General features: G+C 60.8%; 13 protein-coding genes. 4 read left to right on the forward strand and 9 right to left on the reverse strand.

Going from position 1 to position 15622, the window contains the following annotated elements:
• Window positions 1–147 precede the first annotated feature (147 nt).
• Window positions 148–2967 carry an LPXTG cell wall anchor domain-containing protein gene (locus NUH19_RS12645; RefSeq protein ID WP_262316906.1) on the reverse strand — a complete coding sequence of 940 codons (2820 nt, stop codon included), beginning with the start codon at window positions 2965–2967 and terminating at the stop codon, window positions 148–150.
• A 934-nt stretch (window positions 2968–3901) separates the two neighbouring features.
• Here NUH19_RS12645 and galU point away from each other — a divergent pair.
• Window positions 3902–4831: a UTP--glucose-1-phosphate uridylyltransferase GalU gene (gene galU, locus NUH19_RS12650; protein WP_262316907.1), complete on the forward strand. Its 930-nt coding sequence runs from the start codon at window positions 3902–3904 to the stop codon at window positions 4829–4831.
• Window positions 4832–4908: 77 nt separating this feature from the next.
• Here galU and NUH19_RS12655 read toward each other — a convergent pair whose 3' ends face one another.
• The 8 genes from NUH19_RS12655 to NUH19_RS12690 all read right to left on the reverse strand — a co-directional run bounded on the left by NUH19_RS12655 (window position 4909) and on the right by NUH19_RS12690 (window position 12206).
• The gene (locus tag NUH19_RS12655) at window positions 4909–5565 is read right to left on the reverse strand and encodes a hypothetical protein (protein ID WP_262316908.1); all 657 of its coding nucleotides are present in this window, start codon (window positions 5563–5565) and stop codon (window positions 4909–4911) included.
• Between the two features lie 148 nt (window positions 5566–5713).
• On the reverse strand, window positions 5714–6814 hold the full coding sequence (locus NUH19_RS12660; protein ID WP_262316909.1) for an LCP family glycopolymer transferase: 1101 nt from the start codon (window positions 6812–6814) through the stop codon (window positions 5714–5716).
• Between the two features lie 14 nt (window positions 6815–6828).
• Window positions 6829–7650 carry an SGNH/GDSL hydrolase family protein gene (locus NUH19_RS12665; protein WP_262316910.1) on the reverse strand — a complete coding sequence of 274 codons (822 nt, stop codon included), beginning with the start codon at window positions 7648–7650 and terminating at the stop codon, window positions 6829–6831.
• Window positions 7651–7984: 334 nt separating this feature from the next.
• Window positions 7985–8455 (reverse strand): serine acetyltransferase, encoded by a 471-nt coding sequence (locus NUH19_RS12670; protein ID WP_262316911.1) that lies wholly within the window; start codon window positions 8453–8455, stop codon window positions 7985–7987.
• 65 nt (window positions 8456–8520) lie between these two features.
• Window positions 8521–9717, reverse strand: coding sequence for a glycosyltransferase family 2 protein (locus NUH19_RS12675; protein ID WP_262316912.1), 1197 nt, complete (start codon window positions 9715–9717; stop codon window positions 8521–8523).
• Between the two features lie 41 nt (window positions 9718–9758).
• On the reverse strand, window positions 9759–10595 hold the full coding sequence (locus NUH19_RS12680) for an oligosaccharide flippase family protein (RefSeq protein ID WP_262316913.1): 837 nt from the start codon (window positions 10593–10595) through the stop codon (window positions 9759–9761).
• Window positions 10592–11296 carry a glycosyltransferase family 4 protein gene (locus NUH19_RS12685; RefSeq protein WP_262316914.1) on the reverse strand — a complete coding sequence of 235 codons (705 nt, stop codon included), beginning with the start codon at window positions 11294–11296 and terminating at the stop codon, window positions 10592–10594. Before NUH19_RS12685 ends, NUH19_RS12680 begins: the two co-directional genes overlap by 4 nt.
• Window positions 11297–11489: 193 nt before the next feature.
• On the reverse strand, window positions 11490–12206 hold the full coding sequence (locus NUH19_RS12690; protein WP_262316915.1) for a sugar transferase: 717 nt from the start codon (window positions 12204–12206) through the stop codon (window positions 11490–11492).
• Between the two features lie 485 nt (window positions 12207–12691).
• On the opposite strand from NUH19_RS12690, the gene NUH19_RS12695 reads away from it, so the two are divergent.
• The 3 genes from NUH19_RS12695 to NUH19_RS12705 all read left to right on the forward strand — a co-directional run bounded on the left by NUH19_RS12695 (window position 12692) and on the right by NUH19_RS12705 (window position 15408).
• Entirely contained in the window at window positions 12692–13621 is a 930-nt protein-coding gene (locus NUH19_RS12695) for a YveK family protein (RefSeq protein WP_262316916.1), read from the forward strand.
• A gap of 297 nt (window positions 13622–13918) precedes the next feature.
• Complete coding sequence (locus NUH19_RS12700; protein ID WP_262316917.1) at window positions 13919–14647, forward strand: YveK family protein; 729 nt, start codon at window positions 13919–13921, stop codon at window positions 14645–14647.
• 2 nt (window positions 14648–14649) lie between these two features.
• Complete coding sequence (locus NUH19_RS12705) at window positions 14650–15408, forward strand: CpsD/CapB family tyrosine-protein kinase (protein WP_262316918.1); 759 nt, start codon at window positions 14650–14652, stop codon at window positions 15406–15408.
• Window positions 15409–15622 lie beyond the last annotated feature (214 nt).

A 15622-nucleotide genomic window follows, 5' to 3' on the forward strand; every position in this document is an offset into this window, starting at 1 on the left:
CTTTGGTCGGGACGATGAACAGGAAACCTTGTGGTGTCCTGTTTTTGTGCTGGAAACTAAATGGTATAGAAAAAGGAGTTGGCAGGCAAGTAGCCTATCAACTCCAAATATCGTAGCGCCCTTCTTCTAATTGTTCAGGTTAAGCCATTAGGCACGCTTCTTGAGGGAAGTGCCGGCCAGGCCGAACAATGCGCCGACAACTGCGACAACACCCAGGGAGGAAGCAACAACGTTCACGTCGTCACCGGTCTGTGGGAGGTCCTTCTTGGTAGCCGTGGTCTGATCGTTGGTCTTAGCAGCGGTCGTCTTCACAGCAGCCGTGGTTGCAGGTGTCTTAGTGGCAGGCGTGGTGGCAGGCTTGGTAGCCGGCGTCGTCGCGGTGCCCTTGTTGGCAAACTTAGCGGACAGACGGGAAGCTTCGTCCAACTTGAATTCGTTGAAGGAGGCGTTGTCTTGGTCCTGCTTAGCCTTGGCCTTAGCAGCAGCCATGGCGTCGAAGTGCGCGATTACGCCCTTCGTGAAGCCAGCGGAGAAGGCATCCTTGTAAGCGTCGGACTTGCCATCAAGAGAAGGCAGAACCGCACCGGTTTCACCGTACTGGTAGCCGGCCTTGTAGCCAGCCAGCTTGTCGAAGTGAACTTCGGAGCCAGCAGTGAAGCCTTCGGAGAAGGCGTTCTTGTAGGCGTCGGACTTGCCATCAAGAGAAGGCAGAACCGCACCGGTTTCGCCGTACTGGTAGCCAGCCTTGTAGCCGGCAGCCTTGTCAGCGTTAGCCTGCGTCGTTGCGTCTTGGGTATCCTTGGCATCAAGAACAGCCAGGTGCCCTGCGTAACCTTGGGTGTAAGCCTTGGAGAAAGCTTCCTTGTAAGCGTCGGACTTGCCAGCCAGATCAGGCAGGGTCGCGCCGGTCACGCCGGTCTGGTAGCCAGCCTTGGTCCCAGCCAACTTGTCGGCGTAAACCTTGCCGCCATCCGTGAAGCCCTTGGAGAAGGCTTCCTTGTAGGCATCGGACTTGCCATCAAGAGAAGGCAGAACCGCACCAGTTTCACCGTACTGGTAGCCAGCCTTGTAGCCGGCATCAGCAACAGTCTTGGCACTCAGGCGGGAAGCTTCACCCAACTTGTATTCGTTGAAGGAGGCGTTGTCCTGGTCAGCCTTGGCCTTGGCAGCGGCAGCCGCAGCAGCGTTCTTAGCCGCAACATCCTTGGCGAGTTGAGCAGCTTCTTCAGCCTTGTAAGCGTTGAAGGAGGCGTTGTCTTCGTTAGCCTTGGTCGTTGCGTTTTGAGCGGCCTGAGCTTCAAGAATTGCCTGGTGAGCTGCGAAGCCCTGGGTGTAAGCCTTGGAGAAGGCCGTCTTGTAAGCGTCGGACTTGCCATCAAGAGATGGCAGGGTTGCGCCGGTTACGCCGGTCTGGTAGCCAGCCTTGGTCCCGGCCAGGGTGTCAGCGAAGGTCTCGCCACCCTTGGTGAAGCCAGCGGAGAAGGCTTCCTTGTAGGCGTCGGACTTGCCAGCCAGGTCAGGCAGAACCGCACCGGTTTCACCGTACTGAACGCCAGCCTTGTAGCCAGCCTGCTTGTCGGAGTAAACCTTGCCGCCGTCCGTGAAGCCCTTGGAGAAGGCTTCCTTGTAGGCATCGGACTTGCCGGCCAAATCAGGCAGAACCGCACCGGTTTCACCGTACTGGTAGCCAGCCTTGTAGCCAGCGGCAGCTTCAGCGTTAGCCTCGGTCGTTGCATCTTGGGTAGCCTTGGCATCAAGAACAGCCAGGTGACCTGCGAAGCCTTGGGTGTAAGCCTTGGAGAAGGCTTCCTTGTAGGCGTCGGACTTGCCATCAAGAGATGGCAGGGTTGCGCCGGTCACGCCGGTCTGGTAGCCAGCCTTGGTCCCAGCCAACTTGTCGGCGTATACCTTGCCGCCTTCGGTGAAGCCACCGGAGAAGGCCGTCTTGTAGTCGTCGGACTTGCCGGCCAGATCAGGCAGAACCGCACCGGTTTCACCGTACTGGTAGCCAGCCTTGTAAGCGGCAAGCTTTTCGCCGCGAACGGCAGCACCAGCGTTGAAGCCGCGTGCAAAGGCAGCCTTGTAAGCTTCGGACTTGCCAGCAAGAGAAGGCAGGGTCGCGCCGGTTTCGCCGTACTTGTAGCCGTCAGCGTAAATCGCGTCGGTGTCTTCAACGTGGGTCGTGCGATCGCCGGTACCAAAGCTGGTATCAACCGCAGCCTTGCCGTTAACCACGATGTAAGCCTTGCTCAGCTTCTTCGGCGTTGCGGTGCCCGTGTAGTCAACGAAGGAAGGATCGTAGCTTGAACGACCGGTGTCGATGGTGTAGCCTTCCGGAACGCCGCTCTTGATAGCGGATTCGTACTTGCTGATGGAAGCACCAGCCTGGTCGTAAACGCGCTTGGAGCTCAGAATCTTGCCAGTCGCGCCGTCGATGTAGTCGATCTGGTAAGTCGTGGTGCCAACCGCGGATTCAGCCTTCTTGTTCACGTAGATGTGAGCCTTGCTGATTGTTGCAGCAGACTTACCGGTGACTTTTTGAACGGCCGGATCCTTGTAGTTGATGAAGGTCGGGTCGTAGCTGGTCCCGTTAGCGCTGATCACGTAGCCTGCAGGAACGCCAGCCTTGATGGTGGATTCGTACTCGTCGATGTACGTGCCGGCCTGATCGTAAATCGTCTTGGAAGCCAGAATCTTGCCGGTACCGTATTCGATGTAGTCGATCTGGTATGCGGTCTTCGCGTTGGATTCCTTCAGCGCAGCGGCAGCATCGTCGGCAGCCTTGGCCGCAGCCTTAGCGGCAGCGATGAAGGCATCTGCGGCAGACTTGGTGGAAGCCAGTTCACCGTCAGCGTTGAAGCTGGAGTTGAACAGGTAGTCGATGTCACCGTTGAAGGTCCGGCCGGTCTTGGCATCGGTCAGGTTGCCGTTGGCGCCAAGGATAGCCTTGTAGGTGTTCTTCAACATGTTGTTGAGGCTCTCAACGGCTGGCTTCAGCGCAGCGACCAATTCGGCACGCGTGGTGATAGCCCCGCTGTTAACCTGGCCAGAAACGGCATCGAAGTCACCGTAGAAGCTCTTGCCGGTGGCTGGGTCGGTTTGGTTACCAACACCGTACTGGCTAACGGCCTGCTTGCCCTTCTGGATGGTTGCCAGCAGGTCAGCCTTGGTGACAGCAGGTCAGCCTTGGTGACAGCAGCCTGCGCAGTAGCTGTTGCGGTACCGGTAGTAGCAGATACTTGTTGCCCGCCAAGTGCCTGAACGCTCAGCAGCGTTCAGGCGGCAACCCCTGCAGCGATCCAGGTTTTGTGCGCCTTATAAAGTTTCTTTGCACCATTACGATTGCTCATGTGCTTATTCTCCCCCTAAGTGGAATATAATAGTAGAAACACCTGTGAGACGGCAGCCCAGACGAGCCACGTCACTAACCCAGATTATAATGCTCATCGCCACCTTCGTCAAAACAATTCTAATTAGACGATGTCATTTTTATAATTGAACAATATCAGTATTCAAAACAAAAACACAGGAATTCGGAGAATGTACCTTTGCATTTATGCAAACGGTTTGAATAACTGAGATGACGAACCGTTTACTCACGACACAACCTGTCGCCCTGGCTGAGCAGACAACGGGTCGTCGTTATTTATCGGCCGTTTCCCGCAAAATGTATAACAACTGCGCCGCACGAGTTGAACCGGCCTTTTTGGCTTAGTTTCAAAATTTAAATTTGTTTTACTGTGTTTTGATAAGTTTTTCCTCAGACTTGTGCAACCCGCTCGCGGCCGCCCCCTTGACAGCCGCCGCGGTATCCGCTAGGCGCCGCATCGTCGCGCTTTTCCTACCAATTGCGGGCCGATTAAGGTATGGTGGGGTTATCACAGACATGGAGGGATTTCACATGAAAGTTCGCAAGGCCGTGATTCCGGCCGCGGGGCTTGGCACCCGCTTTTTGCCGGCCACCAAGGCGCTGGCCAAGGAGATGCTGCCGATCGTCGACAAGCCGACCATCCAGTTCATCGTCGAGGAAGCCAAGGCCTCGGGCATCGAGGACATCTTAATCGTCGAGGGCAAGCAGAAGCGCTCGATTGAAGACCACTTCGACTCCGCCCCCGAGCTCGAGCAAAACCTCGAGGCTAAGGGCAAAACCGCGCTGCTGCAGATGGTCAAGGACACCACGGACATCGGCGTCAATATCTTCTTCGTGCGGCAGCCCTACCCCAACGGCCTGGGCGACGCGGTGCGGCTGGCCAAGTCCTTCATCGCCGGCGAACCCTTCGTCGTGATGCTGGGCGACGACCTGATGCAAGACCAGGTGCCACTGACTAAGCAGCTGATCGACGAGTACGAACGCACCCACGCCTCGATTCTAGCGGTCAAAAAGGTCCCGCACAACGAGGTCTCGGCCTACGGGGTGATCGACCCGGAAAGTGAGGTCACCAAGGGCCTGTACAACGTGCGGAAGTTCGTCGAGAAGCCGGCGGTCGAAGACGCACCGTCGGATCTGGCAATCATCGGCCGCTACCTCCTGACGCCCGAGATCTTCGACATCTTGGACAACCAGAAGCCAGGCAAGGGCAACGAGATTCAGCTGACCGACGCGATCGACACGCTGAACCAGACCCAGCGCGTGTTTGCCCACGAGTTCACCGGCGACCGCTACGACGTCGGCAACAAGTTCGGCTTCGTGGAGACCACCATCGAGTACGGCCTGACCCACCCGGAGGTCAAAGACGAGCTGCGCGCCTACATCCTGAAGCTGGCCGACCGGCTGCGCCAGGAAGATGAGGCGTTGGCCGCAGGCGCCAAGTCGAAGTCTACGGGCAAGTAACTGCCGGCGCCGTTCAGGTGGATAATCAAACAAGCCTCGGCCAAGTTGGCCGAGGCTTGTTTGATTGCACTGCGTGGCTAAAAATCGGTTTGGCGGTCGAACTGGTTGCCCGGGTAGACCCAAAACTCGTACTTCTGGACCTCCTTGCCCCCTTCGGTCACAAACCCACCGATGCGATGCACGGGCAGGTTCGCGTTGCCGGTGGTGTCACCTAGGTAGCGGTACGTGACCTGAGCCGTCGTGTCCAAACCACTGGGGTTGTTGGCGTAGTAATTAGAGACCAGCTGCGTGGCCGCCTGGGTCTCCGCGGTTTCGGTCACTGAACTGCTCGAGGCGGCGCTGCTGGCGCTGGTGCTGCTGGCGGCCTTTTTGGTCTTGTCGGCCTTGGTCTTGGCCGTTGCGACCTTGGTGCTCGTTTTGGCCTTGCTGGTCGCCTCGGTCTTCTTGGCGCTGGTCGTGGCCACCTGGGTCTTCGTCTGCGCTTGCGGGGCAAAGTGTGGCCAAACCCGGTCGTAGCCGATCACCAGAAGCAAAATGAAGGCCAGCCCGACCATCACCGTGCGGGTGCCGGCGATCAACCGCTGCAGCCCGTTGTGCTGGGCCCGACCGTGGAGCTTTCGCGCCAGCCGCACGTAGCGGAAGTAATAAACCACAATGGTCAAAAGGATCAAGGCCACCACGCCGAGTTCCCGCAACAAGAGATTATTCGCCAACCCCGCTACCCATTTTTCCACCTGTTTCGCCTCCAACGCGTTATTGAATTCATTATATAGCAGAAGTTGAGCGGTACCAACTAAAACTGGTGAATCATCGCACAACCGTTTTGACGCCATCAAAAAGGCCCGATTGCTCGGGCCATCTCCACCACGCGTGACGGTCTCACTAGTTCACGCGGTCGGCGCCTTGCACCACGTAGCCCTTGGTGTTGGCCGCGGTCCAGTCAAAGTTGGGGTTCAGCGCGTTTTGCTTGGTTTCCTCGTTGCTCAGCGTCGCCTTCTTCAGCCCCATGCTGGCACGCAAGGTGTCGGAGACGCGCTGCAGCTCCTTGGTCGCCATGATCTGGTAGGCCGAGCCGTTCAGGTAGCAGCCGACGCCTTGCAGCGAATCCTCCTTGACGGTGTTGGCCGCCGAGCGGTAGTGCTGGAACAGGTTGAGCATGTCGTCGAAGGTCATGCTCGAGCGGAAGTTGTTCTCCACCTGGGTCAACAGCGTCTTGAAGTTGGTCAGGCTCTTGAAGCTCGGCGCCGCCTTCAAGATGCCGGTGATCACCTGGCGCTGCCGCGCGGTGCGGCCGTAGTCGCCCTTGGGATCGTCGTAGCGCATCCGCACGTAAGCCAGCGCCTTTTTGCCGTCCAGGTGCATCGCGCCCTTCTTGAAGGCGTAGCCGGCGTTGTCAAAATCGAACGGGACGTCGACGTCGACGCCCCCCACGGCATCGACCACCTTCTCCATGCCGCCCATGTTGACCAAGGCGTAGTGCTGGATCGGCAGGTTCAGCAGTGCGGAAACGGTGTTGACCGCCATGTCGGAGCCGCCGATGTTGTAGGCAGCATTGATTTTTTGAATGTTGACGCCGTCGTAGCCGATCATCTGACTCATCGTGTCACGCGGCACCGACACCATCGTGGTGGTCTTGGTCTGCGGATTGACGGTGACCACGATCATCGTGTCGGTGCGACCCCGGGCCTCGGTTCGGCCCAAGGCGCCGGTGTCCGTCCCCATCAAAAGCAAGCTGATTGGCTTTTGCTTGCTGATGGCGGCCTGTGCATCCTTGTTGGCCTTGCTCAGCGGGATGTAGGTGTTGTTGGCGGTGTCCTTGACCGTTTTGTAGGTGTACCAGGCGAAGCCGGCGGCCGCCACAATCAGCGCCAGCACAATGCCGCCGACCCAGCGCCAGATGTGAAGGCGCCGCCGCGGGTGACTGTGGTGGTGGTGATGCTGATGCGTCTGCGGTTGCAATTCTGGTTCGTTGTTGTCTGCCATGTTATCTCCTTTGCCTACTGCAATGCCTTGGGAACGTAAGCCTTCACCAGCGCCTGCTTGATCACGGCCTGGGCGATGGCCCGCTGCCCCGCCTCAGTCGGTTGGTTGGCCGCCGTCTGGTTCGCCGCCGCCTGCCATACCGTGGTCAGATCAACCACCTGGGCCCCGGCCGCCTGGGCGGTCGTCTTGATGACGGCGTCGTAAGCCGCGCCATCCGTGCCGTGCCGCCAGGAGGTCAACACCACCACGCGCGTGTCGGGCAGCGCGGTCTTGGTCCGGGAAAGGAGCATCGCCAGGTTCGCTCGTAAGGTATCCGGCTGGGCGTAAAAGTTATTGGTCGGGTCCTGCTCGGCGGTGCCGTACGCAATAATCAAAAGCGCCGGGGCCTTGGTCGCGACGGTGGCCAGCTGCGACAACCCGGTGCCGCCGATGGTGGCGCCGGCCGCCCAGTTGCCGCTCAGCGTCACATCGTAGCCCAGGGTCTTGCTCAGGTAATCCCGCACGCCGTACTGAAATCCGGCTGGGTCCTTGCCCGTGGCGATGTCCGAGCCCATGACCGCGACACTAAGCGACTGGCCCTGGCCGACTGCCTTGAGCTTCTTGGCCCGAGCGGTGGCCGTCTTGGTGGCGGCCTTTTCGCCAGCCTTAGCGGTGGTCGTTGTGGTTGCCGTCTTGGCTGCTGCAGCGGCGGCTGGGTGAGCGGTCCGGTTTGACTGGTAAGCCGCGGTTTGCTGGGCCAGCTGGGCCGCCTGGCGCCGGTGACCGGCGAGGGCCAAGGCGCCAGTCGCCACCACCAAGGCGACGATCAGCAGAATGGATGCGAATGCGCGTTTCATCTGGAACTCCTCCGTTTTTCACAGCGGCGAAAGCCGCGGTTGCCGTGACCGACGCCGCACTGCGGCACAGGCGGCCGCCGCTGACATTGCGTTCATTGTAGCATTGTATGGGCCAATACTGAATAGTCGGCCGGCATCTCGGTCAAGCCGGCGTCACCCGCACCAAGCCAATGGTGTGGCCGCGGGACCGCAAAGCCGCAATCCGCTCGCTCGGTGCAAGCCACGACCGCCACACAGCGAGCCTCGGCGCCGGCGCGATCGATTCGGCCGCATTGAACCGGGAACCCATCCGGATGGCGATTGTTAGTCCACCACCGCGGGCCGCACCCCGGTGTCAGCGAAGCCGCCGGGCCGGCACGCCACCCACCACCGCGTGGTTCGGAAAGCTTTGGGTGACCACGGCGTTGGCGCCGACGCGAACCCCATCGCCCAGGGTCAGCTCGCCGATAATCACCGCGCCAGTGCCGATTTCAACGTCGTCGCCGATGGTCGGAATGCCAGTTGCGCCAACCCCCTTGTTGCCGATTGTCACCTGGTGGTGAAGGATTGCTCGGGCCCCTATCACGGCCTGGGGCGTGATTACAATGCCGTGCGGATGATAAATCACAAGTTCCGGGCCGATTCGCACGGTGGCGGGAATGTCGATGCCCATCGCAAACTTCAGAAAAATCAAGTTGACGATTTTGTAAACCAAAAGCAGCAGCTGCCGCAGCACCGGCAGCTTGAAACGGTAATAAAGCCAGTTACCGGTGCGATAAACGCCAATCACAAAGTAACCGAGGGCGTCCGTTCTTGTTCTGCGCAAGTTTGTTCCTCCTCGTCTCGTCTGCCTTTACCGTGAGCAACTCGCCGCCGTGCCGCGGTATTGCCCTAACCCCGCAGCCCAATTTTATCGCGCAAGGCCCAACCACGACCCAATCGCTGCCAGGCCGCCAGGTCGCCGGCGACCAGGGCCGCGGTGGCCCGTCGCACGAACCACCCGTCGTGCGGCCCCACCGCCGTTAGCTCCGGTGTGTGTTGAACAAAGGTGGCCGCCGTCGCAAACGCCGCGGCCTGCATTGGCTCGGCCAGTCCGGCCAGCCGTTCGACAGCAAAACGGGTGAGCTGCCAAATCGCCACCGGCCGCAACCGAGCCAGGTCAACGCCTTGGGCCCGGGCCTGCTCGCACAGGGCCATGGTCAGGTACAGCGTGTCCAGGGCCCGCGGCTGCCCGGTAATCACCTTGCTCAAACCGCCGGGATTGTCGCGGTAGTGGTACACCACCTGGTCCAGCTGCCGGTAGCGCCGGACCCGCGGCAGCACCAAGAAGATCACGCAGGTGTCTTCGAACCAGTACTGCGTGGGAAACCGCACGTCGCGCCACAGCTCTCGGCGGTACAGCCGCCCGGTCACGAATCCGGAGATCCCCGGCCGCAGCACCCCGGCCGCGTCACTCAGCGTTCGGTGGTGGTTGCGCCACACCACGCTGTGCTGGCCGGCAAACTGGCGAAAGCGGCCATCGACCAAGTCCAGCCGCTCGGCCTTGGCCGTGTCCCACAGCACCTGCAAGGCAGCCGGCGCTAGCCGGTCGTCGGCATCGACGAACAGCAGGTAGCGGCCACGCGCCGCGTCAAGGCCGCGGTTACGACTGGCCCCCGCCCCTGCGTTGGGCTGCACCAACACGCGCAACCGGGGGTCGCGTTTCTGGGCCAATACCTCGCGACTGCCATCGGTCGACCCATCGTCGACCACGATCAGCTCCAGCTTGCCGGTGAACGGTTGATTCAACACGCTCCCGACGCAGGCGGCGATGGTGGTTTCGCTGTTGTAGCAGGACACAATCACCGACACGTCACAGGTGGCCTTGGCCAGCCGGTCGCGCCGCGGTGCCGCCGATTCACTGGCCGTAGCGGCCATGGTCGGCGCCGGGTGGTAAGCCGCCAGGGTGGCGGCCGCAGCGGCGCGGTTCGGCACGGCCACCGAGTGCCGACGAGCCAGGGCGACCTGACCCCAGGTTGCCGCGGTCACCCCGGCCTGCATGGAAGCGGCGAGCCAGTGGGGCAACCGCATCAGCTTCAATGGTTTCATGATTGACCTCCCATATTTCCCGGGAAATCATTCCCGTTACGTTACCAAATCCGAAACCACGCCAACGCCGCCGGCCACCAATGCCCGACCACCGCCGCAACCCCGGCGCGAAGCAGCCAGCCGGCGCCCAAGACGCCAATCAGACACAGCAGCATGTAGGCGTAGTGGCGCCGCATCCGAATGCCCTGGGTCGCAAACAGCGTCTGGTAATAGATCAGCTGAATCACGATGTAGCTGACGACCAGAAGCGCGATGGCCAGCATCACGCTGTGGCCAACCGCCCCCAAGACGATGCTGAGGACCCCCAGGGCCGTCTGCGACACCGTCGCGGCCAGCGTGTAATGCTGCTTGGCCAGCACGATGTCGATGCTTTGCATGCAGACGGACACGAAGGTGAAAAAGGCCCGGAACACCACCAGCCGCAGAATCTCGCCGGCCATCAGGTAAGCGCCGCCGAAAAACAGGACGGCGAACACATCGCCGAACGCGAACAGCCCGAGTACCGGCACGACGCCCAGCGCGATCGCCCGGTCAAAGTTGCGGGCGATGAAGCTCGCCATGCTTTTTTTGGCCCAGGCCAGCTCGGACAGCGACTGGTAGAACACCTTGCCGACCGCCTGGGCGATGAAGTTGATCGGCATGTTCAAGACCTTGATCGACACCGCGTAGTAACCCAGCACCGTGTTGCCGAACAACAGGCCGATCGCGAGGTTGGGGACCTGCTCGCGCATCTGAATCATCAAGTTGTTGGGCGTCTGGTACAGCATCAGGTGGCGGTAATCGGCCAAGGCGGCCCGGGCCGCTTCCCGTCCCACACCGCCGCGGTGCGGCACGTGGCGCCGCATGTGCCACAGCGTGACCAGCTGCCCGGCGATCATCGCCGCTTGGTGGTGTCGAGCTGGCGAAAGGCCGCAATCAGGTCGTGCAGCCCTTTTTCCGGCGTCAGGCGCGACACGCTGAGGACGTAATCGCGCGGCGCCAGGCCGTAACGCTCGCCGATCAGGGCCGCCCCCTGCGCGGTCACCGGGCTGACGCCGTTGGGAATGTAGTAGGACTCGCGGTGGTAGGTCTGCTCGAAGTAGCGGCGCGTGTCGACGTTCAAGACGATGATCGCGTCGGCGTATTTGGCGATCATCCGCTCGCCGAATTTGATGTACCGGGCCCCGAAGCCCCCGCGCCACTTGTCGCGCTTCCAGTCGAGGCCGTGAACCGTGACCACGCAGCGCTTCTTGAACAGCTTGGGCAGCCAGATCATCGCGCTTGGCCCCTCGGCGTGAAAATGCACCACGTCAAAGCCGCCGAACAGGGCCCGAACGGCGCCGGACACCGAGGCGGAAACGGCCGACAGCCCCTTGCCGCGAATGGTCCAGACGCTGCGGAGCTTAACGCCCTTGAACGGTCCCTTGGTCTTCGGGTAGTCGCCGTCGACTATCGGCTCGCCGGCGCGGTTCAGGCAGGTCACCGCGACGCCTTGCTTCACAAGCTCCGGCGAAAGCTCCGTCAGCACCCGCTCGATGCCGCCGTTAAGCGAAGGCACCCGTTTTTGTCCCAGCATCACGACGCTCATATCACTGTGCATGCGTTCTCTCCATTCAACGAATTGTCCATGTGTGGTCGAGCCGGTCGGCGGCCACCGGCCAAAAATTGGTCGCGGGGCCAAGCCCGGCCACGGTGCAGGCGGCTAGTGCCGCCAGGACCGATTTCGGCCCGAGGCGCCAAGCGCCGGCGAACCAGGCTTCTGTTCGCGGCGTCAGTGGGGCTGGCCGGCCGTCTCAATACGCGCTGTTCGGCGCCAGCATCACCCGCACCGTGGCCGCGATAATGCGCAGGTTGAGCCGCCACGAGCGGTGCTTAATGTAGGTCAGATCCAAGGCGACCATCTCAGCAAAGCCGACGCTGTTGCGGCCGCTGACCTGCCACAGCCCGGTGCAGCCGGGCCGCACCCACAGGCGTTGGCGATCGTAGTCGGTGTAGGCGGCCACCTCGCGCAAAAGCGGCGGCCGCGGTCCGACCAGCGCCATGTCGCCGGTGACCACGTTCAACAGCTGCGGTAGCTCGTCCAGGCTGGTGCGGCGGATGAAGCGGCCGACGCGGGTCACCCGCGGGTCCTGCGCCATTTTGAACATCGCACCGCTCACCTCGTTGCGGGTCAAAAGCGCCGGCAGCTGGGCCTCGGCGCCGACCACCATCGAGCGAAACTTGAACATGCGAAACGTGCGGCCGCCGCGGCCGACTCGCACCTGGCTGAACAGGACCGGCCCGTGCGGATCGTCCAGCTTGATTGCCAGGGCCAGCGCCGCCAAAAGCGGCGCCAGCACCATCAGCCCGGCCAGCCCGGCCACCGTGTCGAAGACCCGGCAGCCCGCTTCGAACAGCCGCTGGCCGCCGAGTCGCTCGCGGTCGAGGTGCAACGGCGCTGCATCTGCCTGATCGATCAGGCGGGTGAGTAAGTTAAGCTTCTGTGGATGGAAAACGCGACGTTCCGCCATTTTTTCTCCCGCAGTCATTATTCCCCAGTTTCTGACTATCTCTCTTTTTAATATTTAAGAACACATGAAAATTCATTAACATTCGCGTAAAATCTTGTGAAAGCATTCTCACAATCGCGTGTTATTCCCCACGAATCAAGGTGTTCCGTTCCATAGTACCATGCCACAAATATGAATAAAAGCCCCCGCGTGTACGCGTCATAGCCGTTATAAAACGGGCTTGCAATCCGACGCAATTGGAAGCGGAATCGCCGCCATCGCTTTGCACATTTGTAATAAAATTCCCACCTGTGCGGCTCACACCCCGCGCTGACGGCGGCCGCCGCGGTGTTCTTCTGGGCGATCGCAGCGCGGCGAAATTTTGCAGAAACCGCCGGGGAATGATGCTACAATGGACCCATATGTTTGCTTTTGAAGGATAATTTTAGAGTCACAATTCTTCATATTCGGCCGTCGTCAACCCGCGGCCCCGCATGGAGGTACCTATGAACGAAGACGCAATCGACCTCGGCCACGCGCTGACGATTCTGCGCCGGCGGCTGCTTTTGATTTTGACGATCACCGCACTCGGCGGGGCGCTGGCCACCGGCGCCACCTATTTCTTGGTTCCCGCCAAGTACCGCACCACCACCCGCCTCTTGATCAACCCCAAGCCGGCCAAAACCGCCGACGAGGTGTTCAACCAGACTACCGCCGGCCTCGCCCAGGTCACGACTTACAAGGACCTGGTTCGCCAGCCGGTAGTGCTGAATCCGGTCAGGCAAACGCTTCAGGCCCAAGGCTTCACCGTGCCGCGCGACTTAAGCACGGCCGTCAGCCTCACCACCACCCCGAACTCGCAGGTGCTGACCGTCACGGTGGCCACCGGTGACCCCTACCTCTCACGGGCCCTGGCCAACGCGGTGGTCGCCGTGCTGCAGCAGAAGCTGCCGCGGCTGGTCGCCAACGCCCAGTCCGTGGAAATCGTCGCCCGGGGAACCCTAACCAAGGTGCCGGCCTTCCCCAACCACTGGGGCAACCTGGCGTTGGGGCTTTTGCTCGGGTTCCTGACCGGCTGCATCGTGGCCTGGCGCAAAGCGGCCTACACCGGCGCAGTGGATGGCACGGCCTTCATCGAACAGGAGCTCGGCCTGCCGCTGCTGGCCGTGATTGAAGACATCGCACCAAGCGTCATGCAACGCGGCCCTCGCCCCAACACGCCGCGACCCCCGGTGGCGGCCATCGACCGCTCGCTGGCCTTTCCACCGGCGGAACCGGCGAAGAGCACCAGCGACCCGACCGGCACCGCAACGCGCGATGACGTCGGCAACCGCGCCGCGATTGAGCCGGCTGCCCGGCCCGAAGCGACCGCCGCGGCAACGACGGCAAGGACCGCGGCCGGCCACTCGCGGGTCCCGACGTGGCCCCTTTCATAAACTTTGTGATGAACGCGGTTTCCCACGGTGCTTTTGTCGCGCATTAATGGTAAGATAATGTTTTGTATCGGTGGTCCGAATTTCGGGAATTAGCCCGTCACTTGGGGCCAACCGCGGCGGCTCTGCACGTCGGCGCGGCTGGCGATCACCGAGGCTTGGGGTTTCCGATACCTTTGGGGAGGTATTTTTTTACATACTGACCAAAACTCAAAAAACCTTGCGCAACGCAACCGTTGCGCCGATTGACGCAAGGCGACCCGGCAACGGGCGCCGCACACACACTTTTTGGAGGCTTTCGTGGACGACGATGTAATCAACCTGAGCCAGATTTTCGCCACGCTCAAGAAGCACGTCATCATGATCATCGTGATGGCGGGTCTCGGCGGCATCGTGGCGGCTGGCGTCACCTATTTTGTCATGACCCCGCAGTACCAATCCTCATCCCTGATCCTGGTCAATCAGAAGGACTCGAGCAACGCGGCCATGCAGTACAACCAGATTCAGACCGACCTGCAGATGATCAACACCTACAAGGACATCATCACCCAAAACGTGGTGATGGATCAGGCCAAAAAGAACCTGAATGCCAACGGCTTCGTGCCGAGCAGCAACCTGTCCAGCGCAATCTCGCTGTCCAACAACGAGAACTCGCAGGTCGTCAAGGTCACGGCCACCGCGGATAACCCGTACCTGGCCCGGGCGATCGTCAACGAGGTCGTCGGCGTCTTCAAGTCCAAGATCACCAAGATTATGAGCAACGCCAAGAACGTCTCGATCGTGTCCAAGGGCCAGCTTCAAAAGGCCCCAGTCAGTCCGCGGCCAAAGATTAACTTGGCGGTCGGCCTGCTCGCCGGCCTGGTGCTCGGCGTCCTACTTGCGTTCATCCGCGACCTGACCGACAAAACCGTCAAGAGCACGGACTACATCAAGGATCAGCTGCAACTGCCGCTGCTCGGCACGATTTCCGAAATCGAGCCCAAGGACATGGTGCTGGGTGACCGGCGCAGTCAGACAAGGAGGAAGTAAGCATGAAACTGTTCAAGCACAAGCATGATGCCTCCCAGGACTCCCTGTTGCACGGCGTGGCCTTGATCACCGATTATGCGCCGATGTCGCGCGTGTCTGAAGAGTACAAAACCCTTCGCACCAACATTTTGTACGCCAAGGCCGACGACCCGATCCACACCCTTTTGATCACCTCGGCCGGCCCGAGCGAGGGCAAGTCGACCGTCTCCGGCAACATCGCGGCGACCTTCGCCAAGCAGGGCCTGCGTACGATTCTTCTGGACACCGACATGCGCCGGCCGACGGTTCACGCAACCTTCGGCATCCAAAACAACTTCGGTCTGGTCGACCTGCTGACCGGCGAAGAGGACAATGAGAAGCTGCAACGCGCCTGCCGCCAGACCGAGATTGAGAACCTGACGATTCTGCCGTGCGGCCCGATTCCGCCGAACCCCTCCGAGTTGCTGGCGTCCAAGCGCATGACCCGCCTGCTGAAGGGCCTGACCAACGCCTTCGACCTCGTCATCCTCGACGCGCCGCCGGTGATCTCCGTCACCGACGCCCAGGTCCTGGGCTCCCGCGCCGACGCGACGGTGCTGGTGGTGCCTTACGGAATTGCGCAAAAATCGATGGTGATGGAGGCCAAGTCTCTGCTGGACCAGGTCAACGCCAACATCATCGGCGTGGTGATGAACCGCGTCCCAGCCAGTGAGCGCCAGAACCGCTACGGCTACTACTACGATGCCTACTACAACAACGACGGCAAGAAACACAGTAAATAGCGATATGTGAGCGCAAAAAAGTGGTGTCACCCGATGGGGCGGCACCACTTTTTTGATGGCATTAATACAATGTAAGCACCCAATAATCGACCGTAAGCACCCAATAATCGACCGTCTTGCAAACTGAGAAGGGCCGCAATCCTATTTTTGGATTGCGACCCTTCATTGCTTACGCGGTTTCGCTAGTTGCTGGCTTTAGATGCTGATTCCAAGG

The sequence above is a fragment of the Lacticaseibacillus parakribbianus genome (genome assembly GCF_025490915.1).
GTDB lineage: Bacteria > Bacillota > Bacilli > Lactobacillales > Lactobacillaceae > Lacticaseibacillus > Lacticaseibacillus parakribbianus.